Origin of the sequence: Achromobacter sp. ACM03 (genome assembly GCF_014851665.1) — a bacterium.
GTDB classification, from domain to species: Bacteria; Pseudomonadota; Gammaproteobacteria; order Burkholderiales; family Burkholderiaceae_B; genus Achromobacter; species Achromobacter aegrifaciens.
This window is the reverse complement of sequence record NZ_JACVAD010000010.1, coordinates 53,620-75,278: the sequence shown is the minus strand read 5'-3', so window position 1 is coordinate 75,278 and position 21,659 is coordinate 53,620. Positions and strand designations below refer to the sequence as shown.

The following is a 21,659-nucleotide window of genomic DNA, read 5'->3' as shown; positions in this document are numbered from 1 at the left end:
CCGGCCGGACTCAGGCCGCGGCGGCGGCCCGGGCGTGCTGTTCCAGCTGTTCCTTCAGGCCCGGCTGCAACTTGAGCTGGCGCGCCAGTTCGTCCAGATAGGCGCGTTCCATATAGCTTTCCTCATCCACCACCAGCAGGCTGGCCAGGTACATCTCGGCCGCCATTTCCGGCGTTTGCGCGGCTTGCGCGATCACGGACGGATCCAGGGGGCGCGACAGTTCGGCTTCAAGCCAGCGGCGGTCTTGCGCGTCCGACGACAGCTTGGATAGTTCAGTTTCGAGCAGCGCGCGTTCTTCCGGGCCGATGTGGCCATCGGCCTTGGCCGCGCCGATCATGGCGGTCAGCACAGCCGTGCTGTGCTGCTCGGCCTGGGGCGCGGGCAGGCGGTCCAGCGTCTGCGGGGGAGCGGCCGGCGCGCCAGCCTGGCTGCGTTGCCAGTCGCCATAGGCGCGATAGGCCAGGGCGCCCAGCGCCGCCATGCTGCCGTACATGGCAACCTTGCCGCCGATCTTGCGGGCCTTCTTGCTGCCCAGCAGCAGTCCGAGCGCGCCCGCGCCCAACGCGCCGCCGCCCAGGCCGGTCAGGAAGGACGAACCCTTGCCGCCCGTGGCGTTCTGCACGCGATTGGTGGTGTCCGACAGCAGCCCTTGCCCGGACTGCAGCAGTTGATCGAGAAGTTGTCTGGCGCTCATGCGGCCCCCTTTAACGTTTGCTCAGGTATTGCGGATAGAGATATCCGACCGGAGCGGGAGGCAGAAGTTCAGCTTACAGTCAGTTGCTTGCGCGGGCGACGTCCTTGGAGCGCCCGCCAGGTGATACAACGTGGTCTGGGGCGGCCGCGGCGGCTGCCCGTCAGGACCCCGTTACCAGGAGACAGGACCCATGAGCATCCGCGTGAGCCAAAATGCGCCCAACACGCTGCAATTCACCGCCACGGCCGAAGGCCACGATCTGCCGCTGGACATGCCCCAGCCTGCCGGCGCCGGCCCCGACCCCCACGACTACTTCGACACCGCCCTGGGCGGCTGCAAGGCCATGACCTTGATGGTCTACGCGCAGCGCAAGGGCCTGCCGCTGGAATCGGTGGGCGTGGAAGTGGTGCGCGACGCCAGCGAGGAGCGCAAGGGGATCTACCGCCTGACGGCCAAGCTGACGCTGAACGGCGAGCTGTCCGACGCGCAGATCGACGAACTGCTGGCGGTGGCCGAGAAGTGCCCGGTGCACAAGCTGATGACGGCGGTGGACGTGCAGGTGTCCACCGTGGTGGTGCAGCCGGCCTGACGAGGCCGGTTGCGGCGGCAGGGGCCGGCGGCCCCGCCGCGGGCGGATTCAGTCTTCCATGCCCGGGACGATGGTCGAGAAACCGGCATCCACGTGGGTGATCTCGCCCGTCACGCCGGCGGCCAGGTCCGACAGCATGAAGGCGGCGACGTTGCCCACGTCTTCGATGGTGACGTTGCGACGCAGGGGAGCCTGGGCTTCCACGAACTTCAGGATGGCCGAGAAGTCCTTGATGCCGCTGGCGGCCAGCGTCTTGATGGGGCCGGCGGAAATGCCGTTGGCGCGGATGCCGCGCGGGCCCAGCGCCGTGGCCAGGTAGCGCACGCTGGCTTCCAGCGAGGCCTTGGCCAGGCCCATGGTGTTGTAGTTCGGAACCACGCGTTCGGCGCCCAGGTAGGTCAGCGTCAGCACCGAGCCGTTGCGGCCTTCCATCAGCGGCAGCGCGGCTTTGGCCATGGCGGCGAAGCTGTAGGCCGAGATGTCATGTGCGATGCGGAAACCTTCACGCGACAGGCCGTCGAGGAAGTTGCCGGCGATGGCTTCGCGCGGGGCGAAACCGATGGAGTGCACCAGGCCGTCCAGGCCGTCCCAGTGTTGGCCGAGTTCGGCGAAGGCGCCTTCGATCTGGCTGTCTTCGGCCACATCGCAGGGCAGCACGATCTTGCTGCCGAATTCAGCCGCGAATTCGCCTACGCGGTCCTTGAAGCGGTCGCCCACGTAGGTGAACGCCAGTTCGGCGCCTTGCTGGTGACAGGCGCGCGCGATGCCGTAGGCGATGGATCGGTTGGAAAGCACCCCGGTGACCAGGATGCGCTTGCCGGCGAGAAAGCCCATATTTCTATCCTTTGATTTTTTCCCTCTGGAATCCGCCTATTTTAAGGAGTTTGCGCGGTTTCGCGATATGAAAATCCCTGGGACGGATCCGACCGGCATGAGCCTTTAGGACGGTTTTCAGAGCGGCGGAAACAGGCGCACGAAACTGGCGAGCAAGGGATCGCGCTGGTCGGCGCGCCAGACCAACTCCAGATCGAACGTCAGGTCTATGCCGCCGATTTCCTTGAAGACCACGCCGGCCGGACCATGCAGCCGGAACGAGGCGGGAATGATGGCGCAGCCCAGGCCGGCCGACACCAGGCCGAGGATGGTGGGAAGATCGGTCGCCACGGCGGCCGGGCGCGTCAACGGAATGCCGGCGGCCTTCAGGATGCGCATCAGCGCGTCATAGTGCGAGGGCGATCCGGCGCGCGGGAACAGGATGAACTTCTGGCCCGCCAGGTCCTTGAGCGTGCGGATCTTGCCGACGTTGCGCGCCACCGCCGCGGGCATGGCGAGCAGCATGCGGTCTTCATAGATCTTCATTCCCTCCACTTCGCCATCGAGCGGAGAGCGCCAGGCGACGACGCCCATGTCCAGCTCGTGGCGTTTGATCGCATCGAGCTGCCAGGCCGACAGGCCGGATTCCAGCTGTACATCGGTATCGGGCGAGGCGCGCGACAGGGCCGCGATCGCCTGTCCTAGGCCGGGCAGCCAGCTGTAGCCGGGCATGATGCCGATCTTCAGCGAGCCTGCCTTGCCATTGGCCGCCAGCGCCACCTGCGCCCGCAGGGTTTCGGAACCCGCCAGCATCAGTTTCGCGTGGGCGAGCAGCGCTTCGCCAGCGCGCGTGAGCGCCACGCCGCGCGGCAACCGGACCAGCAGTTGCGCGCCGAATTCCTCTTCCAGCGCCATCATCTGGCGCGACAGGGCGGGCTGGGCGATATGCAACGCCTTCGCCGCGCCGGCCACGCTGCCGGCTGCGCACACCGCTGCGAAGTAGCGCAACTGTCTCAATTCCATGCCATGCCTCCCGGGCATATGTAGCAAGCATCAAAAGTATTTGTTGCTGGTCAGTCAAATACCTATATTTTCGGATTTAACCCCATAACGTATACCCAAAAGGTCTATGACGAAACCGACATTCCGCGAGTCGCCGTTATTGCGTGACCGGCGGGTCGCGCACCTGCCGGCACGCAACCCGCACTGCGCGACGGCCTTCACCGACATCGATCTCGACGCGCCTGGACGCCAGGCGGGCTTCCTGCACATCCCGCAGTCGCCGCACGAAGACGCCTGGGGCACGGTGCGCATACCCATGGCGGTGCTGGCCAATGGCGACGGCCCCACCGTCATCCTGGAAGCCGGCAACCACGGCGACGAGTACGAAGGCCAGATCGTGCTGGGCGAACTCATCCGCGACCTGCCGCTGGACCGCATTCGGGGGCGCCTGATCGTCATGCCCGCGCTCAACGCGCCGGCAGCGGAAGCCGGCCTGCGTACCTCGCCGCTGGACGGCAAGAACCTGAACCGCACGTTTCCCGGCGACCATGCGGGCAGCATCACGGAACAGATCGCCGCCTACGTCAGCGACGAGCTGTTCTCGCGCGGCGACGCGTTCCTGAGCCTGCATTCCGGCGGTTCGTCGCTGGACATCGTTCCCAGCGCCCTGGTCCAGCCGTCGCAAGACGCCGGGCAGACCCAGCGCAACATCGATGCCGTAATGGCCTTCGGCGCGCCGTTCAACGTGATGCTGGACACGCTGGGCGATACCCGCACCAGCGTCGCCACGGCCGTGGCGGCGGGGCTTACCTGTGTCAGCACCGAGATGGCGGGACGCGGCACGGTGACGGACAGTGCGCTCGCGCTGTGCCGCGCCGGCGCGCTGCGCGTGCTGGCGAATTGGGGCGTGCTGGACCAGGCTTGCGCCCAGCCGCTGGCGGCGCAGCCAGCGCCCCTGTGCAAGGTCAGCGGCGCGAAGTCCTACGTCATCGCCTCCGAACGCGGTGTGTTCGAGGCTTACCATCGGCATGGCGAAGCCGTCGAGGCCGGCCAGCCCGCGGGCCGCATCCACCAGACATTCGATCCGCGCCGCGCGCCGGTCGAGCTGGTTTACGGGACCAGTGGCGTCATCTTCGCCAAGCGCCATCCCGGCATCGTCGTGCCCGGCAACGTCTGCTGCGTTGTGGCCAGCGCGGCCTGATTCACCCATTTTTGAAGAACGGAACATGGCAATCCATATCGAAACCCCGGCGCTCGCATCCCGCGCCTTCTCCCTGCGCAGCGGCAAGGACGTGCGCCTGAAGATGGAGGCGCTGCAGCCCAGCGGCTCGTTCAAGGCCCGCGGCATAGGCCACGCCTGCCAGATCTACAAATCCCGCGGGGCCCGGCGCTTCATCTCTTCGTCCGGCGGCAACGCCGGTTATGCGGTGGCCTACGCCGGCCGCATGCTGGCCACGCCGGTGACGGTGGTGGTGCCCGCCACGACCTCGGAGCGCGCCAAGAGCCTGATCCGCTCCGAAGGGGCGGAGGTCATGGTGCATGGCGCCTCCTGGATGGAGGCCAATGCCCGCGCGCTGGAACTCATGACCGAGGCGGATGCGTTCCTGCATCCCTTCGACGACCCTTTGCTGTGGGAGGGGCACGCGACCATGATCGACGAGCTGGCCCGGCAGGGCGGGCGGCCGGATGCGGTCATCTGCTCGGTCGGCGGCGGCGGGCTGCTATGCGGCGTGGTCGAAGGCCTGCGGCGCAATGGCTGGGCGGAAGTGCCGGTGATTGCGGCCGAGACGGCCGGCGCCGACTCCTATGCCCAGGCCCTGGGCGCGGGGGCGCCGGTGCTGTTGCCCGAGATCCGGTCCATTGCGACCTCATTGGGCGCGCGGCAGGTCTGCGACCGCGCGCTAGAGCTGGCGAAGGAGCATCCCATCGAGAGCGTGGTGGTATCGGATGCCGCCGCGGTGGCAGCCTGCGAGGACGTGCTGCTGGAGCACCGCATTCTGGTCGAGCCCGCCTGCGGCGCCTCGATTGCGGCGCTGGACGGCGGTTCGGATCTCCTGAAGAACGCACGATCGGTGGCGGTGATCCTGTGCGGCGGCGTGGGCGTAACGGCGGGCCAGCTGACGCAATGGAGTACGCAGTTAGCAGGTGGTGGAGGTTAAGGAGTTGGTTTTGACGCTCTCGGGGAGCGCCTTCAAGGACAGCTCTCCAGTGCCTCAATACATAGGCCTCAGTTCGTCTGCCAGCTGTCTCCGGGCATGATGCGTTTCATGAATGCGTCGAAAATAGGCACGGTAAACGCCGTGTCGCCATGAGTTGGGCTCCAGAGCATTCCCTTGACGATCAGAGAGCCACGAACGGGGCCAAAGGACGCAACGGGCCGGCCCAACCGCTGCGCAATATCACCGGATCTGTGAGGACCAGGTCCCAATTCCGCCATCGCGCGTAAGTACTTTTTTTCGGCCGGAGTAAGCCGATCGAATCGGACGCGAAAAAAACCTTCATCCAATGCTGCGACGGCTTCGCGAGACGCGTTCTCGACGTCCTCCACAGTGATCGGGCTGGCTGCCGCAACATCCCAGGCGCATTTTCCCCACTCTTGTAGGAAGTATGGATACCCCTGCGTTACGGCAATGATCGAGTCGATCGCGGCGGGTTCGACTTCGACGTTTTCATTGTTTGCCGGTACGTTGATCGCCAACGTTGCATCAGCCGTGCTCAACGCTCCAATCTCGGCAAATTTGAACAGTCGTTCCGCATAGGACTTCGCCTGGCCCATGCGCCCGCGTAGCTGGGGTAGTCCTGCGCCGACCAAGGTAACGGGCAACTGCTGTTGTGCACACCGGTGTAGCGCGGAGATCAGCGCCGCCAGTTGCTCTTCTTCAACGTATTGGAGTTCATCAATGAAGAGGGCGACCACGGTATCCGCTGCTCGGGCAGCACGGCCAACTTGCTCAAGCAGCGCGGCAAGGTCCTCTTCCAGGTCTCCGTTATCAGCAAGGCCGGGTTCTGGTTCGTAGTCGAAGCCGACTTCGATGTCCGTAAACGAGACCTTGAGCCTTCTTGCGAAGCCGGCCAAGCCTCTTAGCCCCCTGATCGCGATGTCTTTGGCGGCCTCTACTCTGCTTAGGCGCAGGAGGGCCAAGCGCAGTTGCGGCGCCAGTAGTGCTGGCAAGGACTTATTCTCGGGGGCCTCGACGCGAACGGTGTGCGCGCCTCTATCTTCCGCATCGGATCGCATCTTGTCCAAGAGCACAGTCTTTCCGACGCCACGAAGGCCGAACAACAAGACGCTTTTGGCTTGCTTGCCCCGCTTCAGGCGTTACAAGCACACGCGCACGTCCTCGCGGATGTGGGCACGTCCCGCGAGTTCGGGAGGAGGGCTGCCTGCGCCTGGCGCGTATGGGTTCAGGACAGGGTTCATATGTACGGAAATTAGAGAAATTATCCTGAATCGATAATTTCACTAATTTCGCTATCAACAAGATTAAGAGAAGGGATAGTGGGATTGCGGCAAGCGAACTTGCCAATTAATCTCCTGCGGGGCCGTTCCCTATGCAGCTTGTTGGGCTTGCGCTTGACGACGCATGGTTTTTCGGCCGAATGGGAGCAATTTTCCATAGAAATCACCGGCCGAAAATGGACTGACCCCAGAAGTCGGACACTAGTCCAACTTCTGGGGTCGTTTCATGGTGAGTCTTTATTGTTTCTGCGCCGATCAGCCGCGGGCGTTGGTGCCCGGCACGCGCAGTTGCGAGCCGACCTTCAGGGCGCTGCCCTTGATGTTGTTGAGCGCGCGCAGCGCGTCGACCGAGGTGCCGTACTGCTTGGCCAGCGAGAACAGCGTGTCGCCCTGGCGTACCTTGTGGGTGCGGACATTGGGGCGGGCGCTGGCTACGCGGGCGGCTGGCGCCTGGGTGGTGCGGCCACGCGGGGCGGCGGCCTTGTTGTCCGACGGTGTCGAGTCCAGCGCGCCCACCGGCGTGGCCAGCGAGGCCAGCTGCACGCCGCCCGTGCCGGGTTCGCCCGGCACCAGCAGGGATTGGCCGGAGGCGGATTTCTGGCGCGAACCGATGTCGTTGGTCTGGCGCAGCGTGGCTTCGCTCACGCCGAAACGCTTGGCGATCGAGGCGTAGGATTCACCGCGGCGCGTATGGTAGATCTTCCAGGCGCTGAGGTCGCCCTTGTAGTTGGTCAGGTTGGCGTTGAAGATCTCGACGCGGTCGGCCGGCAGCAGCAGGGTGGGGCCGTGGTCGCCGCGGATCACGGGACGGTTGAACGAGGGGTTCAGCGCCTTGAATTCGTCCAGCGGCATTTCGGCCAGCTTGGCGGCGATTTCCAGGTCGATGTCGCTGTTCTTCTGGACCGTCACGAAGTAGGGCGTGTTGCCCACCGGGGGCAGGGCCACCGCGTAACGTTGCGGATCGGCGATGATGTTCTTGATGGCCTGCAACTTGGGCACGTAGTTGCGGGTTTCATCGGGCATGTTCAGGGACAGGTAGTCCGTACCCTGGCCGGCCGCCTCGTTCTTGGCCATGGCGCGCTGCACCGAGCCTTCGCCCCAGTTGTACGAGGCCAGCGCCAGGTACCAGTCGCCCTGCATTTCAAACAGCTTTTCCAGGTAATCCAGCGCCGCGTTGGTCGAGGCGATGGGGTCGCGGCGCTCGTCGCGCCACCAGTCCTGCTTCAGGTTGAAGTGCTGGCCCGTGGCCGGCACGAACTGCCACAGGCCGGACGCCTGGGCGCGCGACAGCGCGGTCGGGTTGTAGGCGCTTTCGACGAAGGGCAGCAGCGCCAGCTCTGTCGGCAGGCCGCGACGGTTGATCTCGTCGACGATGAAGTACAGGTATTTGCCTGCGCGTTCCGCCATGCGCTGCACCGACTCGGGGTGGGACGCGTAGTACTCGGTCCACTGCTGCGAGAGATCGGTGTTCAGGTTGGGGATGGCGAAACCGCGGCGGATGCGGTCCCAGGCGTCGGCGGGCGGGTTGGTCAGGTCAACCGTCCGGGACGTGTCGCGGGCGATGTATCGCCCTTGCGAATTGGTGGTGAGGTTCTTGCTATCGGGGGCTTTGGTTCCTGCGCAACCGGCGAGGACTGCCAGCATGAGCGGCAGAAGGAGTCGGGATAGATTCATCGGGTTGTCACTTGAAATCGTTCTTCCATTCACGAAGGGAGGCAAAAACCTCTACCGGCGTAGCGTGGCTGCGGCCGGCCCAGCGCTCTGCGGCGTGGACGACCTCAACTTCTTGCGTGCGCAAAAACGGATTGGCCGCGCGTTCCTGCCCGATGGTGGACGGAAGCGTGGGAAGACCTTCTGCTCGTAATTGCTGGGCCTGCTGGTGCCACTGTTGCAGGCTGCGGTTGGCCGGATCGACTGCCAAGGCCCAGCGCAAGTTCGCTAGAGTGTACTCGTGTGCGCAAAAAACCTGTGTATCTGGCGGTAAAACGGCAAATTTCCCTAAAGAATCATGCATTTGCGCCGGAGTGCCTTCGAAAAGACGGCCACAGCCCCCCGCAAACAGGGTGTCGCCACAGAACAGAACCGGCTCCTGACCGGCCGCCCGGCCGTAGTAGGCGATATGGCCGGCGGTGTGCCCGGGCACGTCCAGCACGGCCAGATCCAGGTCCAGTTCCGGGATCGCCACGCGGTCGCCCTGCGCCAGGCGCACGTCGCAGCGCGGCAGCTGTTCATGCGCGGGGCCGTATACGGTAATGCCCTCGATGCGGGACAATTCCGGTACGCCGCCCACATGGTCGCCATGATGGTGCGTGAGTAGAATGGCGCGCAGTCTCAAGCCGTTCTGGGCCAGCCATTGCAGCACCGGGCCGGCGTCGCCGGGATCGACCACGGCGGCTTCATCGCCGCGGACGATGGCCCAGATGTAGTTGTCGTTGAAGGCGGGTAGAGGCAAGACCGCGGCGTTGCGATCGCGGCCGCCTGTGGGGGCGGTCAAGGCTTGCATGGGATTCGAAGGAATAGAACGTGGCAGAAGATACTCCGCCGATTGTAGAACTGGCCGAATGGTTCCAGACGCCGCCGGGACAGTACGTACTGGCCTGGGAGCGGGCGCAGTTCGATGCGGCTGTCGCGGACGTGTTCGGATATTACGCCTGGCAGGTGGGTCTGGCGGACATGAATCTGCTGCGCGCCAACCGCATGCCCTTCAAGGGCTACGTGGGCGCCGAGACCCCGTCCGCGGAAAGCGCGGCGGCCTGGCAGTCGCGGGTGGTGCTGGCCGAGCCCGAGGCCCTGCCGTTCGAATCCCAGAGCGTGGACCTGCTGATCCTGCCGCATGCCTTTGAGTGTGCGGACGATCCCCACAACGTGCTGCGCGAGGTCGAACGCGTGCTGGTGCCCGAAGGGCGGGTCGTGATCTCGGGCTTCAATCCCTGGAGCATGTGGGGCATGCGCACGCGCATGCCCGGCATGGAACCCTGGCTGCCGCAGCCGCCGTCATCCCAGGTGTCCTTGCCGCGCCTGAAGGACTGGTTCAAGCTGCTGTCGCTCGAGGTCGAGGCCAGCCACTTCGGCTGCTACGCCCCGGCCTGCCGCAGCGAAAAGTGGCTGCAGCGCTGGTCCTTCCTGGAGTCGGCGGGCGCCCGCTGGTGGAGCGTGGGCGGCGCGGTCTATCTGGTGTCGGCCGTCAAGCGGGTGGCCGGCATGCGTATCATTGGCCCGGCCTGGAAGAAGGCCAAGCCCAAACGCGCCCGCGCCGCGTCCGTGGTGGTCAACCGCCACGCGGACGACGGCTCCTGAGGCCCCAGTCCCGCGCCGCGGGGCCAATTTTTGGGACTTTTTTTAGCAAGGAATACCAAGCAGCACCATGCAGGACGACAAAGCGAACGAGCAGAAAGTGGAAATGTGGACCGACGGCGCCTGCAAGGGCAACCCCGGTCCGGGCGGCTGGGGCGTGCTGATGCGCGCCGGCAGCCATGAAAAGACCCTGCATGGCGGCGAACTCCAGACCACCAACAACCGGATGGAACTGCTGGCAGTCATCCAGGGCCTGCGCGCGCTCAAGCGCCCGTGCACGGTCATCATCCATACGGACTCCCAATATGTAATGAAGGGCATGACCGAGTGGCTCGCCAACTGGAAGCGGCGCGGCTGGATGACGGCCGACAAGAAGCCGGTCAAGAACGCCGAGCTGTGGCAACTGCTGGACGAACAGGTGCAGCGCCATACCGTGTCCTGGCGCTGGGTGCGCGGCCATGCCGGCGATCCCGGAAACGAACGGGCCGACCAGTTGGCCAACATGGGCGTGGAATCGGCCCGCCGGGGCTGAGGGCATCGGGATATACCCTCAAATCCGCCCTCTGGGGCGGATTTAGTTCTTTCATCCGGCTTCAGGATTGTTCCAGTATGTAAATCCGGGTGCTAAAGTGCCAACCCTCATTCCAGTTCCTGCGGCGCAGTCCGCGTGGGGGCATGCCAGGCCCGCGCCGCAATACCGCCACATTCGCGCATGAAAAAAGCAGTACTGCTCGCCGCCGTAGCGGCAGGGTTGGCCGCGGGGGCCGCGCTCGGCGTTTTTGTGCCGCGCTGGCTCGCCTTCGGAACCGTCAGTCCACAACCCGGCGCCGTCGAGGCGCCCCTCGTGACGCGCGTTGCGCCCGTTCGGGTCGAAGTGGCCGCCGTTGAAGAGATTCCTTTCGCGCGCGGCATCTCGGCCGTGGGCAGCCTGCGCTCCGACGAGTCCGTGGTGCTGCGACCAGAGGTCGCGGGCCGCATCCAGTCGATCGATTTCAAGGAAGGCCAGCCGGTCAAGCGCGGCGACGTGCTGATCCGGCTGGACGATTCCGTGCCGCGCGCCGAGCTGGCCCAGGCGCGCGCCAACCTGACGCTGGCGCAAAGCCACTACCGGCGCTCGGTGGAGCTGCAGGGCAAGGGCTTCGTCAGCCAGCAGGCGCGCGACGAATCCGCCAGCACCCTGAAGGTGCAGGAAGCCGCCGTGGCGCTGGCGCAGGCGCGGCTGGACAAGATGACGATCTCGGCGCCGTTTGGCGGCATCGCGGGCCTGCGCAGCGTGTCGGTGGGCGACTACGTCAACCAGGGCCAGGACCTGGCCCCGCTGGAGGCGATCGATCCGCTCAAGGTGGATTTCCGCGTCCCTGAAATGTATTTGAGCAAGGTGGGCGTGGGCCAGCAATTGACGCTGCGCATGGACGCGCTGCCCGGCCAGGAGCGCCAGGGCGTGGTCTACGCGGTCAGCCCGCTGGTCGACGCGGGCGGACGCTCCATCCTGCTGCGCGCCACGGTCCCCAACAAGGATGCGGTGCTGCGTCCGGGCATGTTCGCCCGCGTGCAGCTGCAGTTCAACCAGGACAAGGCGCTGGTCGCGCCGGAAGCCGCGCTGTCGCCCTCGGGCGCGACGCAATACGTCTACCGCGTCAAGGATGGCGTGGCCGAGCGGCGCGAGGTCACCATCGGCGAGCGCCGCGAGGGCCGCGTCGAAATCCTGACCGGCGTGGCGGCGGGCGACCGGCTGGTGGTGTCGGGCCTGCAGCGCGTGACAGACGGCGCCGCGGTGACCGTCCTGGCCAACGGCGCGTGACGCCGGCTTTTTTCCCTATGTGGCGGTAGCGCAATGCGTATCTCGGAAACCTGCATCAAGCGGCCGGTGTTCGCATCGGTCCTGTCGCTGATCATCGTGCTGATCGGTCTGATTTCGTATTCGCGCCTGACCGTGCGCGAGTATCCGAAGATCGACGAGCCCATCGTGTCGGTGGACACCACCTACAAGGGCGCCTCGCCCGAGGTGATCGAATCGCAGGTGACCAAGCCGCTGGAAGACCAGCTGGCCGGCATCGAGGGCGTGGACGTGATGACCTCGCGCAGCCGCTCGGAACGCAGCCTCATCAACATCAAGTTCAACCTGTCCCGCAATCCGGACGCCGCGGCCGCGGAAGTCCGCGACAAGGTTTCGCGCGCCCGCCGCTTCCTGCCCGACGAGATCGACGAGCCCATCATCGGCAAGGTCGAGGCCGATTCCCAGCCCATCATCTACATCGCGGTCGAGTCCGGTTCGTACTCCGCGATCCAGACCTCGGACTACATCAACCGCTACATCAAGACCCGCCTGTCGGTGCTGCCCGGCGCGGCCGAGGTGCGCGTCTTCGGCGAACGCCTGCCGTCCATGCGCATCTACGTGGACCGCGACAAGCTCGCCGCCTACGGCCTGACCGTGCAGGACGTGGAGGCCGCGCTGCGCAGCCAGAACGTCGAGATTCCGGCCGGCCGCATCGAGTCGCGCGCCCGCGAGTTCTCGGTGGTGTCTTCCACCGACCTGCAGACGCCGGCCCAGTTCGAGAACGTGATCGTCGCCAACGTCAAAGGCTATCCGGTCCGCATGCGCGACGTGGCCAATGTGGAGATCGCCGCCGCCAGCGACCGCGTGCTGTCGCGCTTCAACGGCAAGCCCGCCATCAACATCGGCGTGACGCGCCAGTCCACCGCCAACCCGCTGGAACTGTCCAAGGCGGCGCGCGAGGAAGTGGCGCGCCTGAACGAGAACCTGCCGGCCGGCATGAAGCTGAACATCGCGTATGACTCGTCGGTGTTCATCGAACGCTCCATCGACTCCGTGTTCCACACCATCGGCGAAGCCATCGTCCTGGTGGTGCTGGTGATCTTCTTCTTCCTGCGCAACCTGCGAGCAAGCATCATCCCCATCGTCACCATTCCGGTGTCGCTGGTGGGCGCCTGTGCGCTGATGTACCTGTTCGGTTTTTCCATCAACACGCTGACGCTGCTGGCCATGGTGCTGGCCATCGGCCTGGTGGTGGACGACGCGATCGTGGTGCTGGAGAACATCTTCCGCCACATCGAAGAGGGCATGCCGCGCAAGGAGGCCGCGCTGCGCGGTTCGCGCGAGATCGGCTTCGCGGTGGTCGCCATGACCATGACGCTGGTCACCGTGTACGCGCCGCTGGCTTTCGCCACGGGCCGCACCGGGCGGCTGTTCATCGAATTCGCGCTGGCGCTGGCCGGCGCCGTGCTGGTGTCGGGTTTCGTGGCGCTGACGCTTACGCCCATGATGTGTTCGGTGCTGCTGCGCCACCAGAGCAGCCACAGCCGCTGGTACAACCTGATCGAAGGCTGGCTCAACGGCATGAGCAACGGCTACCGGCGCGCGCTGGCGCTGGCCCTGCGTCACCGTTGGGTGGTGGTGGCCATCGGCCTGGCGGTCGCGGCCGCGAGCGGCGTGCTGTTCAAGGTCGTCAAGAGCGAGCTGGCGCCCATCGAGGATCGCGGCGTGGTGTTCGGCATCGTCAGCTCGCCTGAAGGGGCGACGCTGAACTACACGCTGGAAAGTATGCTGGGCATCGAAAAGTTCTACTCCGACATTCCGGAGGCCAGCGGCAGCCAGGTGACCGTGGGCTTCCCCACCGTGACGGACGGCACTGCCATCCTGCGCCTGAAACCCTGGGAAGAGCGCAGCCGCAAGCAGCAGGCCATCACGCAGCAGCTGCAGCCGCAATTCGCCTCGCTGCCCGGGGTGCGTGCGTTCCCGACCAATCCGCCGTCGCTGGGCCAGTCGGCGCGTTCCAAGCCGGTTGAGTTCATCATCATGAGCCAGGCGTCCTACGCCGAGCTGTCACGCCTGACCGAGGTGTTCCTGGCCGAGCTGCGCAAGTATCCCGGCCTGATCAACCTGGATACCGACCTGCGCCTGAATACGCCCGAGCTGCGGGTGCGCGTGGACCGCGACAAGATGGCCGACGTGGGCGCCAATGTGGATACCGTGGGCCGCACCCTGGAATCCATGCTGGGCGGCCGCCAGGTCACGCGCTACAAGGACGAAGGCGAACAGTACGACGTGATCGTGCAGGTGACGCCGCGCGACCGCGCCAATCCCACCGATATCTCGGGCATCTACGTGCGGGCGCGCGACGGCAGCATGGTGCAGCTGGACAATCTGCTGGGCGTGCACGAGGGCGTGTCGCCGCAATCGCTGAACCACTTCAACCGCCTGCGCGCCGTGAAGATCGACGGTGCGGTGGCGCCCGGCTACGCGCTGGGCGAAGTCCTGACGCACATGCACCAGGTGGCGCGCGACGTGCTGCCCAACACCATCGTGACCGACCTGGATGGCCAATCGCGCGAGTTCCGCGATTCCTCCGGCAGCATCTATCTGGTCTTCGCCATGGCGCTGGCCTTCATCTACCTGGTGCTGGCCGCGCAGTTCGAAAGCTGGCGCAATCCCTTCATCATCATGCTGTCGGTCCCGCTGTCCATGACCGGCGCGCTGCTGGCGCTGTGGCTGACCGGCGGCACCTTGTCCATCTACAGCCAGATCGGCCTGATCACGTTGGTGGGGCTGATCACCAAGCACGGCATCCTGATCGTCGAATTCACCAACCAACTGCGCGACGAGGGCAAGGAGTTGTTCGAGGCCGTGGTCGAAGCCAGCGTGCTGCGCCTGCGCCCCATCCTGATGACCACCGGCGCCATGGTGCTGGGCACCGTGCCGCTGGCCTTGTCCACGGGCGCGGGGGCGGAATCGCGCCAGCAGATCGGCTGGGTCCTGGTGGGCGGGCTGATGCTGGGTACACTACTGACCTTGTTCGTCGTGCCGGTGGCCTATACCTTGATCGCCACCGCACGCAAGAAACCCGGCCAGGCCGGCAGCGCAGCGCATCACCCGGACCCCGCTCCGGCGCCGCACGCGCAGCCCGCCGCGCCTGCCCAAGCGTCGGAATAAGTTATGCGCCAGATCATCTTTGACAGTGAAACCACCGGACTGGACCCTGCCCAGGGCCATCGCATCGTCGAGATCGGCTGCGTGGAAATGGTCAACCGGATGGCCACCGGCAACAACCTGCACATCTACCTGAACCCGGACCGCGACAGCGACCCCGAGGCCTTGGCCGTGCACGGCCTGACCACGGAGTTCCTGTCGGACAAGCCACGCTTCGCCGATGTCGCGGACGAATTCGTCAAGTTCATCCAGGGCGCCGAGCTGATCGCGCACAACGCCGCGTTCGACGTCAAGTTCTTCAACGCCGAACTCGCCAAGACCGGGCGCGGCGCGGTCACCGAGTACTGCGAGACGGTCACGGATTCGCTGTTGCATGCGCGTTCGCTGTTCCCGGGCAAGCGCAATTCGCTGGATGCGCTGTGTGACCGCTTCGGCATCTCCAACGCCCACCGCACCCTGCACGGCGCATTGCTGGACGCGCAGTTGCTGGCGGAAGTCTGGCTGGCCATGACCCGCGGCCAGGACGCGCTGCTGATCGACGTGGACGACAGCGCCAGCGGCGGCGGCAATGGCATCGAGCTGGCCCGCTTCGACGCTTCGGGCCTGCCCGTGATCAAGGCCAGCGAGGCGGAACTGGCCGAACACGAAAACTATCTCGCGGCCCTGGACAAGTCCGTGGGCGGGGAGTGCACCTGGCGCAAGATCGACGCGCCGGTGGCGGCCGCATAAAGTTTTTTCGAGGCGACTTGCACACGTCCAAAAAAAACGTGCTAATATTTCGCCTCTTTCGGGGTGGTTAGCTCAGTGGTAGAGCACTGCCTTCACACGGCAGGGGTCACTGGTTCGAACCCAGTACTACCCACCAAAGACCCTTGGAAGATGACGTAAGCCCCAGGCTTATCGTTGTCGGCGTACCAAGGTTAAAAAAGACGCAAAGCAAAGAAAGCCAACCGCGAGGTTGGCTTTTTTGTTTTGTGCGCATCGAACATGATTCCGCCTTCAAGCCCGGACGCCTTGCCCATTGCGAGCAAGCCATTGCGCTGAACCGTCCCTTTCATTACGCTTAGCTTGATTTGACGCAAGCGGACTCTCATCGATTGAGCCGCGTCGCATGCAAGCCTGACTATCATGGATAACAAAGGCTTTGGCCCGTGGGGCCAGGCGTAGGCGAACAGGAGAAGGTCATGTCCGAGCACACCACTACCATGTTGATCATTATCGGCGCCGGGGTGGCGCTCATGCTGATCGGCTTCGGGCTGCGCGACCGCAATCTCGGCATGGGGCTGATGGGCATAGGCCTGATCACGGCCCTGGGCACGATCATCTACAAGGCCTACATCACCTTCTATTGACCGCCAGCCGCGGCCGGCCGGACTTCAGCCCTGCTGCGTCTTGCGCGCCGCGCGCGCCAGTAGCGTGTCCAGCTGGTTTGCGAAGGCCTTGCGGTCGGCCTGGCTGAATGCGGCCGGGCCGCCGGTATCCACGCCGCTGGCCCGCAGCTCTTCCATCATGTCCCGCAGCGCCAGCCGCTCCCGGATCGTTTCCGGCGTATAGCGTTCGCCGCGCGGGTTCAGGGCCATTGCGCCTTTCTCCAGGACTTGCGCGGCCAGCGGGATGTCGCCGGTGATCACCAGGTCGCCCTCGGATGCGCGCTCGGCGATGTGGGCGTCGGCGACGTCGAAGCCGCGCGGCACTTGCACCGCGCGGATCAGCGGCGAGGGCGGGGTGTAGAGCATCTGGTTGGCCACCAGCGTCAGCGGCAGCTGCCAGCGCTGGGCAGCGCGGAACAGGATGTCCTTGATGACTGCGGGGCAGGCGTCCGCATCGACCCAGATGTGCATGCGCTTACTTGTCCAGCGCGTTTTGCAGCACTTCGGCCACGATGTCGTTGGTGGACACGCCGCGTTCGGCCGCCAGGGCGCGCAGCTTGTCGGCGTGGGCTTGCGACAGCTTCAGCGGGAACGGCACCAGGCCGGCGGCCTGGTCCAGCTTGCGCTGTTCGCGGCGGTCGGGCACTTGCGAGGCGGTGCCGAAGCGGTCCGGGGTGGAGGCTTGCTTGAGCTGGCCGGCCAGCTTCAGGGCCTGGTTTTTCTGCAGATCGAATTTATTCATGGAGATTCCTGGTAGGGAGCGCAATCATAAGCGCAACCGGCTTTATTGCGGCTTGGCCTGTTCAAGCTTGGCCAGCCCTTCCTGGGCGCCGTCGTGCAGCGGCACGGTCAGGCCGCGGCGGGCGGTCGCCAGGCCCACCTGAGCGCCCTGGGCCGAGCCCGCGGCCAGCAGGTCCTGCCCGGTCACATAGACCGCGCGCACGATCACCAGGGCCTCGTCCCGGGTCAGGTCCGCGGTGGTGAGCAGCAGCGCCGCCATGCCCACGGTGGAGATAGGCTCCGTCTGGTTGGGGTAGGTGCCGGCGGCGATGTCCAGCGGCATCAGCGCGTTGTCCTCGGCCCCGGTCAGCGTCTTGATGGCGGCAGGGTCCAGCGGCAGCAGCTTCAGTCGCGCCTGGGTCAGCGCATCGCGCAAGGGCGTGGCGGGCACGCCGATGACCTGGGCGGCGGCGTCGACCTTGCCGGAGTTCAGCGCAGGCAGGGACTCTGTGAAGGGCGTATCGGCCACGGTGTAGTCGCGGCCGGCTTGCAGGCCGTGCGCGGCCAGCACGGTTTCCAGCGTGGCGCGCACCGCCGAGCCTTCCGGTCCGAGGGCGATGGTCTTGCCCTTGAGATCGCGTACGCCGCGCAGGGCGGCGTCGTCGCGGACCACGATATGGACCAGTTCCGGATACAGGCTGCCCAGGGCGCGCAGACCGGTGAAAGGCCCCTGGCCGGCGAACGGCCCCTTGCCGTCATAGGCGAGCCGCGCCGTGTCGGCCTGGGCCAGGCCCACCACCGCGTCGCCGCTGCGCAACAGCGCAATGTTCTCGGCGCCGCCGCCCGTGATCAGCGGCGAGACCCGGATCTGCTGCTTGCGAGCGACGTCGCTCAGGGCGCGCGCGAACGCCACATACTCGCCGCGGTCCGGACCGCCGGCGAGCGGATAGCCCTGTTGCATGCGGGCCAGCCGGCCATTGATGCGCGCCACGGAGCGTTCCAGTTCCTGCTGCACTACGTGCTGCGCGGTGCTGGAGGCGCTGTAGGAAACCGAATGGGTGATCTGGTCCAGCGTGTCCAGCAGCTGGCGCGTGACGGGAGGCGGCGCGCCGGTGTCCAGGTTGGGCGCCTCGGCCGCCTTGAAGCCGGCCGGGGTCACCAGCTTCCAGGTGTCGCCTTCCTGGCGGTAGATGGCGCTGGCGTGCGCGACGATGCGGTCGCCGGCCTGGTTGCCGCCGGATTTCACGCCGCTGATGCTGCGCGGACCGGCGCCCAGCAGCGTGACCAGCGCGGCGGCGCCGGGCTGGTCCCAGGCGCCCAGGGTGATGTTGCGCGCCAGGTCCAGTTCGACGTCGTAATAGACCACGCGGCGGGTTTCGCCCGCCGGGGCGCTGCTGTCCGAGGCCGAGCCCATGCGCTTGATCTCGGCGATGCGGAACAAATCCGCGCCGTAGGCGGTGGCCAGGCTGCGTTCCACGTCGGCGCGCAGGGCATCGGTGTCGGGCGCGCGGCCGCAGGCCGCCAGCAGCAGGCAGAAGCTCAGAATGACAAGACGTTTGAACATGGTCACATGCCTCCCACGAACGGCAAGGAGATCAGCGAGGTCAGCACGATCACGTTGAGGATGTCGACCAGGAAGGCGCCGGTGACCGGCACGACGATGAACGCTTCCGGCGCCGGGCCATGGCGCCGCGTCAGCGCCTGCATATTGGCGATGGCGGTGGCGGTCGCGCCCAGCGCGAAGCCGCAGAAGGCGGCCGACATGATGGCTGCTTCGTAGTCGCGCTTGAGCATGCGGAATACGACCCAGGCGGCATACAGCGCGCACACCAGGGTCTGCACCGCCAGCATCAGGGCCAGCGGGCCGGCCAGGCGCGCCACGCTGGACAGGTCCAGCGTCATCATCGTCATGCCCAGGAACAGCGACAGCGAGATGGTGCCGATGATTTCGGTGGCGCGGTCGTCCAGCTTCAGACCCAGCTTTTCGCCGCCGTTGCGGATCAGTACGCCCGTGGCCAGGCACCACAGGAAATTCGGCAGGCTGACCGGGGCGTCCTCGACCAGGGCGGCCAGGTAGCCGCCGACCACCAGGCAGACCAGGGCGGCGGTCAGGGACACGATGTAGGAGCCTGCAGAGGACGCGGGTGCGTTTTCCGTCAGGTCCGCAGGCTCGTGGCCGTCGCCGGGCGCGTGGTCCAGGCTGCCGGCCAGCTTGTGGCGCCGCATCAGCCATTCGGCCACCGGCCCGCCCACCACGCCGCCCAGCACCAGCCCCAGGGTGGCGGCGGTCATCGCCAGCGCCATCACGTCCTGGATGTTGTTGAAGTCGGCGAAGCGCGTGGCATAGGCCGCGCCCGTGCCATGCCCGCCCACCAGCGTGATCGTGCCGCCCAAAAGGCCCATCAGCGGATGCATGTCCAGCAGCCAGGCCATGCCCAGCCCGACGGCGTTCTGCAGCACCAGGAACGGGATCAGGGCCAGCAGGAAGGCAATCAGCCTGGGACCGCCCTTGGCCAGCAGCTTGAGGTTGGCGGTCAGGCCGATGCTGCCAAAGAACAGCAGCAGCAAGGTCGGCTTGATGCTGGTTTCCAGCGAGACGGATACGCCGCCCCAGGTCGCCAGCAGGTAGGCCAGTACGGCGAACAGGAGGCCGCCGACGATGGGGTCCGGAATGCTGTAGCGGGCGAGGAAGCCGATCCTGGTGGTGAGCACGCGTCCGATGACCAGGACGAGGCAGCATGCCAGCAGTGATTGAACGGGCGTAAGCGAGATCATAGGTACCTTTGCGCCCTGTCAGGGCACGGTGAACTTTCTGGCTGTTTGAACCCTGCCGCCTCTCACGGACTGAGGCTTATGTTACGTCCGCCGCGCGGGCGGTGTACATGGGGGCAGGGGGGCGGCGCGCGGCGCGAAGCCGGGCGGGCGGAAAGCCGCGGCGCAGGCAGCCGCGGCCGGGGCGGCTAGAGCGGAAATGCGCGCGACATGTATTGCGCGCGCGGCCCGTAGCCAGCCAGTTTTTCGGTCAGATCGGCGCTGTCTGCGCTGACCGGCAGGTAGCCGTGGCGCTGCCAATAACCCACGGCGGATTCCAGGGACACGAGGCTCGCGCGGCGCAAGCCGCCCTCATGCGCGCTGCGGGCGGCGGCGCGCAGCAGCGCCTGGCCCACGCCCAGCCCTTGCGCCGAGGGCGCCACGGCGCAGTCGTGCAGGAACCAGTGGTCGGCCGCGGCCGGCAGCGTCGCGAGCGCGACGTCCAGGGCGGGCGGCAGTCCCGCATCCCAGGGATAGGAGATCAGGTAGCCCAGCAGCGCATCGGAGCTGGCCGCGGGCTGCGCCACCCAGCAGTGCGCGGGGGCGAGCGCCAGGCGATTCTGGAAGAAATCCGCGCTTTCCAGCAGGAAACCGGGGTAGGCCAGGGTCTGGAGAGCCAGGATGGCGTCCACGTCGCTGGCCCGCATGAGCCGGACTTGATATTGCATGACAACCTGCGAAAACAAAAAACTCGGGCGCATTTTACCGATGCACGGACGGCCTCAGGCTTTACAGGGCTTCACAAATTGGGGACACAGGTTCACGGGACTTTATTGTTTTCAGGGAGGGGCTCCCTAGAATTCGCCCTGGATTGCCGGATCGTCGGGCGCGCCGCATTTTATGAAAATTCAACGACACCCTTCGCATACTGCTCACCATAGTCCTGCATTCCGAGTCTAGAGCCATGCACATCCAATTCCGGTCCGAATCCGCCGTCCCGCAAGTGTTGACCAAATCGTATCCTCTGGAAGCGGTATGGCCGGCGGCCGAGGCGCCCGTACCGTATGACGCCTGCGTGACTTGCGTGATTCCCTGCCTGAACGAATGCGAGAACCTGCGGGTCCTGCTGCCTTTGCTGCGCAACCGCCTGGAGGCGCTTTGCACCAGCTGGGAGATCATCGTGGCCGATGACGGCAGCACGGACGGCACGGAAGCGCTGATGGCCGAATGGACCGAACACGACGGTTTCCGCTACGTGCAGCTGTCGCGCAACTTCGGCAAGGAAGCCGCGATCAGCGCCGGCCTGGAAGCCGCCACCGGCAATGCCGTGATCTGCCTGGACGCCGATCTGCAGCATCCCCCTGCTTTGATCGAACAGATGCTGGCGCGCTGGGCCGCCGGCGCCGAAATGGTCTACGCGGTGCGCGAGACCCGCGCCGACGAATCCTGGGCCAAGCGCACCGGCGCGCGCTGGTTCTACAAGCTGTTGAGCGGCGCGCGCGGCGTGGATGTGCCGGCGCACGCGGGCGACTTCCGCCTGATGGACCGCAGCGTGGTGGACGCGCTGATCGCGCTGCCCGAACGCACCCGTTTCATGAAGGGCTTGTACGCCTGGGTCGGCTTCAAGGGCGAGGCCCTGGCCTATACCCCCGAGGAACGCATGCACGGCGACAGCCGCTTCGGCAGCATGCGCTTATTCCGGCTGGCGCTGGATGGCCTGACCGCCTTCACCACCTGGCCGCTGCGTCTGGTCAGCCTGGTCGGCGTGGCCTTCGCCATGCTGGCGCTGAGCTACGCGGCCTATCTGGTCGGCGAGTACCTGTTCTTCGGCAACCAGGTCTCCGGTTGGACGACCATCGTGACGGCGGTGCTGTTCTTTGCCGGCGTAAATTTGATTTCCTTGGGCGTGGTGGGCGAGTACGTGTCCCGCATCTTCGATGAAGTGAAGGGACGGCCGCTCTTCGTCGTGCGCCGCCGGCAGGGCCAGGCTTCCCGGCCGGGCAAAGGCCTGGGCTGAC

General features: G+C 66.0%; 22 protein-coding genes and 1 tRNA gene. 11 read left to right on the top strand and 12 right to left on the bottom strand.

Annotated elements, in window-relative coordinates; all coding sequences use genetic code 11:
- Positions 1-10 precede the first annotated feature (10 nt).
- Positions 11-694 (bottom strand): tellurite resistance TerB family protein, encoded by a 684-nt coding sequence (locus IB257_RS28975; protein ID WP_192493191.1) that lies wholly within the window; start codon positions 692-694, stop codon positions 11-13.
- Between the two features lie 190 nt (positions 695-884).
- Between IB257_RS28975 and IB257_RS28970 the strand changes: the two genes are divergently transcribed.
- Positions 885-1,283, top strand: a complete 399-nt coding sequence (locus tag IB257_RS28970; RefSeq protein ID WP_054458431.1) for an OsmC family protein — start codon at positions 885-887, stop codon at positions 1,281-1,283.
- 48 nt (positions 1,284-1,331) lie between these two features.
- Here IB257_RS28970 and fabI read toward each other — a convergent pair whose 3' ends face one another.
- Positions 1,332-2,117: an enoyl-ACP reductase FabI gene (gene fabI, locus IB257_RS28965; RefSeq protein WP_013391441.1), complete on the bottom strand. Its 786-nt coding sequence runs from the start codon at positions 2,115-2,117 to the stop codon at positions 1,332-1,334.
- A gap of 117 nt (positions 2,118-2,234) precedes the next feature.
- Positions 2,235-3,119: a LysR family transcriptional regulator gene (locus IB257_RS28960; protein ID WP_192493190.1), complete on the bottom strand. Its 885-nt coding sequence runs from the start codon at positions 3,117-3,119 to the stop codon at positions 2,235-2,237.
- 106 nt (positions 3,120-3,225) lie between these two features.
- On the opposite strand from IB257_RS28960, the gene IB257_RS28955 reads away from it, so the two are divergent.
- The gene (locus tag IB257_RS28955; RefSeq protein ID WP_192493189.1) at positions 3,226-4,299 is read left to right on the top strand and encodes a succinylglutamate desuccinylase/aspartoacylase family protein; all 1,074 of its coding nucleotides are present in this window, start codon (positions 3,226-3,228) and stop codon (positions 4,297-4,299) included.
- A gap of 25 nt (positions 4,300-4,324) precedes the next feature.
- A complete protein-coding gene (locus tag IB257_RS28950) occupies positions 4,325-5,257 on the top strand; it encodes a pyridoxal-phosphate dependent enzyme (RefSeq protein ID WP_192493188.1) in 933 nt (310 codons plus the stop codon).
- Positions 5,258-5,325: 68 nt separating this feature from the next.
- Here IB257_RS28950 and IB257_RS28945 read toward each other — a convergent pair whose 3' ends face one another.
- From IB257_RS28945 to gloB, 3 genes are all read right to left on the bottom strand, one after another.
- The gene (locus IB257_RS28945) at positions 5,326-6,414 is read right to left on the bottom strand and encodes an ATP-binding protein (RefSeq protein WP_370540137.1); all 1,089 of its coding nucleotides are present in this window, start codon (positions 6,412-6,414) and stop codon (positions 5,326-5,328) included.
- 399 nt (positions 6,415-6,813) lie between these two features.
- On the bottom strand, positions 6,814-8,232 hold the full coding sequence (locus IB257_RS28940; RefSeq protein WP_054458438.1) for a transglycosylase SLT domain-containing protein: 1,419 nt from the start codon (positions 8,230-8,232) through the stop codon (positions 6,814-6,816).
- A 7-nt stretch (positions 8,233-8,239) separates the two neighbouring features.
- The gene (gloB, locus tag IB257_RS28935; RefSeq protein WP_054458440.1) at positions 8,240-9,061 is read right to left on the bottom strand and encodes a hydroxyacylglutathione hydrolase; all 822 of its coding nucleotides are present in this window, start codon (positions 9,059-9,061) and stop codon (positions 8,240-8,242) included.
- Between the two features lie 20 nt (positions 9,062-9,081).
- Here gloB and IB257_RS28930 point away from each other — a divergent pair, with 20 nt between their 5' ends.
- The 6 genes from IB257_RS28930 to IB257_RS28905 all read left to right on the top strand — a co-directional run bounded on the left by IB257_RS28930 (position 9,082) and on the right by IB257_RS28905 (position 15,665).
- On the top strand, positions 9,082-9,855 hold the full coding sequence (locus tag IB257_RS28930; RefSeq protein ID WP_054458442.1) for a class I SAM-dependent methyltransferase: 774 nt from the start codon (positions 9,082-9,084) through the stop codon (positions 9,853-9,855).
- A gap of 67 nt (positions 9,856-9,922) precedes the next feature.
- A complete protein-coding gene (gene rnhA, locus IB257_RS28925; RefSeq protein ID WP_054458443.1) occupies positions 9,923-10,384 on the top strand; it encodes a ribonuclease HI in 462 nt (153 codons plus the stop codon).
- A 180-nt stretch (positions 10,385-10,564) separates the two neighbouring features.
- Positions 10,565-11,653 carry an efflux RND transporter periplasmic adaptor subunit gene (locus tag IB257_RS28920; RefSeq protein ID WP_054458445.1) on the top strand — a complete coding sequence of 363 codons (1,089 nt, stop codon included), beginning with the start codon at positions 10,565-10,567 and terminating at the stop codon, positions 11,651-11,653.
- A 33-nt stretch (positions 11,654-11,686) separates the two neighbouring features.
- Positions 11,687-14,803 (top strand): efflux RND transporter permease subunit, encoded by a 3,117-nt coding sequence (locus tag IB257_RS28915; RefSeq protein ID WP_119450688.1) that lies wholly within the window; start codon positions 11,687-11,689, stop codon positions 14,801-14,803.
- 3 nt (positions 14,804-14,806) lie between these two features.
- Positions 14,807-15,529 carry a DNA polymerase III subunit epsilon gene (gene dnaQ / locus IB257_RS28910; RefSeq protein WP_054458449.1) on the top strand — a complete coding sequence of 241 codons (723 nt, stop codon included), beginning with the start codon at positions 14,807-14,809 and terminating at the stop codon, positions 15,527-15,529.
- Positions 15,530-15,590: 61 nt separating this feature from the next.
- Positions 15,591-15,665 (top strand) — tRNA-Val (locus tag IB257_RS28905).
- 55 nt (positions 15,666-15,720) lie between these two features.
- Here IB257_RS28905 and IB257_RS28900 read toward each other — a convergent pair.
- Entirely contained in the window at positions 15,721-15,882 is a 162-nt protein-coding gene (locus IB257_RS28900; protein WP_156337472.1) for a hypothetical protein, read from the bottom strand.
- Between the two features lie 102 nt (positions 15,883-15,984).
- Between IB257_RS28900 and IB257_RS28895 the strand changes: the two genes are divergently transcribed.
- Entirely contained in the window at positions 15,985-16,152 is a 168-nt protein-coding gene (locus tag IB257_RS28895) for a hypothetical protein (protein WP_042796365.1), read from the top strand.
- Positions 16,153-16,176: 24 nt separating this feature from the next.
- Here IB257_RS28895 and IB257_RS28890 read toward each other — a convergent pair whose 3' ends face one another.
- The 5 genes from IB257_RS28890 to IB257_RS28870 all read right to left on the bottom strand — a co-directional run bounded on the left by IB257_RS28890 (position 16,177) and on the right by IB257_RS28870 (position 20,348).
- The gene (locus IB257_RS28890; protein WP_054458451.1) at positions 16,177-16,641 is read right to left on the bottom strand and encodes a YaiI/YqxD family protein; all 465 of its coding nucleotides are present in this window, start codon (positions 16,639-16,641) and stop codon (positions 16,177-16,179) included.
- A gap of 4 nt (positions 16,642-16,645) precedes the next feature.
- Positions 16,646-16,912, bottom strand: a complete 267-nt coding sequence (locus tag IB257_RS28885; RefSeq protein ID WP_054458453.1) for a hypothetical protein — start codon at positions 16,910-16,912, stop codon at positions 16,646-16,648.
- Between the two features lie 42 nt (positions 16,913-16,954).
- Entirely contained in the window at positions 16,955-18,460 is a 1,506-nt protein-coding gene (locus tag IB257_RS28880; RefSeq protein ID WP_175161268.1) for a TAXI family TRAP transporter solute-binding subunit, read from the bottom strand.
- Positions 18,457-19,665 (bottom strand): sodium/glutamate symporter, encoded by a 1,209-nt coding sequence (gltS, locus tag IB257_RS28875; protein WP_054458457.1) that lies wholly within the window; start codon positions 19,663-19,665, stop codon positions 18,457-18,459. The genes IB257_RS28880 and gltS overlap by 4 nt, the downstream gene beginning before the upstream one ends.
- A gap of 185 nt (positions 19,666-19,850) precedes the next feature.
- The gene (locus IB257_RS28870) at positions 19,851-20,348 is read right to left on the bottom strand and encodes a GNAT family N-acetyltransferase (protein ID WP_054458458.1); all 498 of its coding nucleotides are present in this window, start codon (positions 20,346-20,348) and stop codon (positions 19,851-19,853) included.
- Between the two features lie 257 nt (positions 20,349-20,605).
- Here IB257_RS28870 and IB257_RS28865 point away from each other — a divergent pair, with 257 nt between their 5' ends.
- Entirely contained in the window at positions 20,606-21,658 is a 1,053-nt protein-coding gene (locus IB257_RS28865) for a glycosyltransferase family 2 protein (protein ID WP_119450685.1), read from the top strand.
- The last annotated feature ends 1 nt before the right edge of the window (position 21,659 follow it).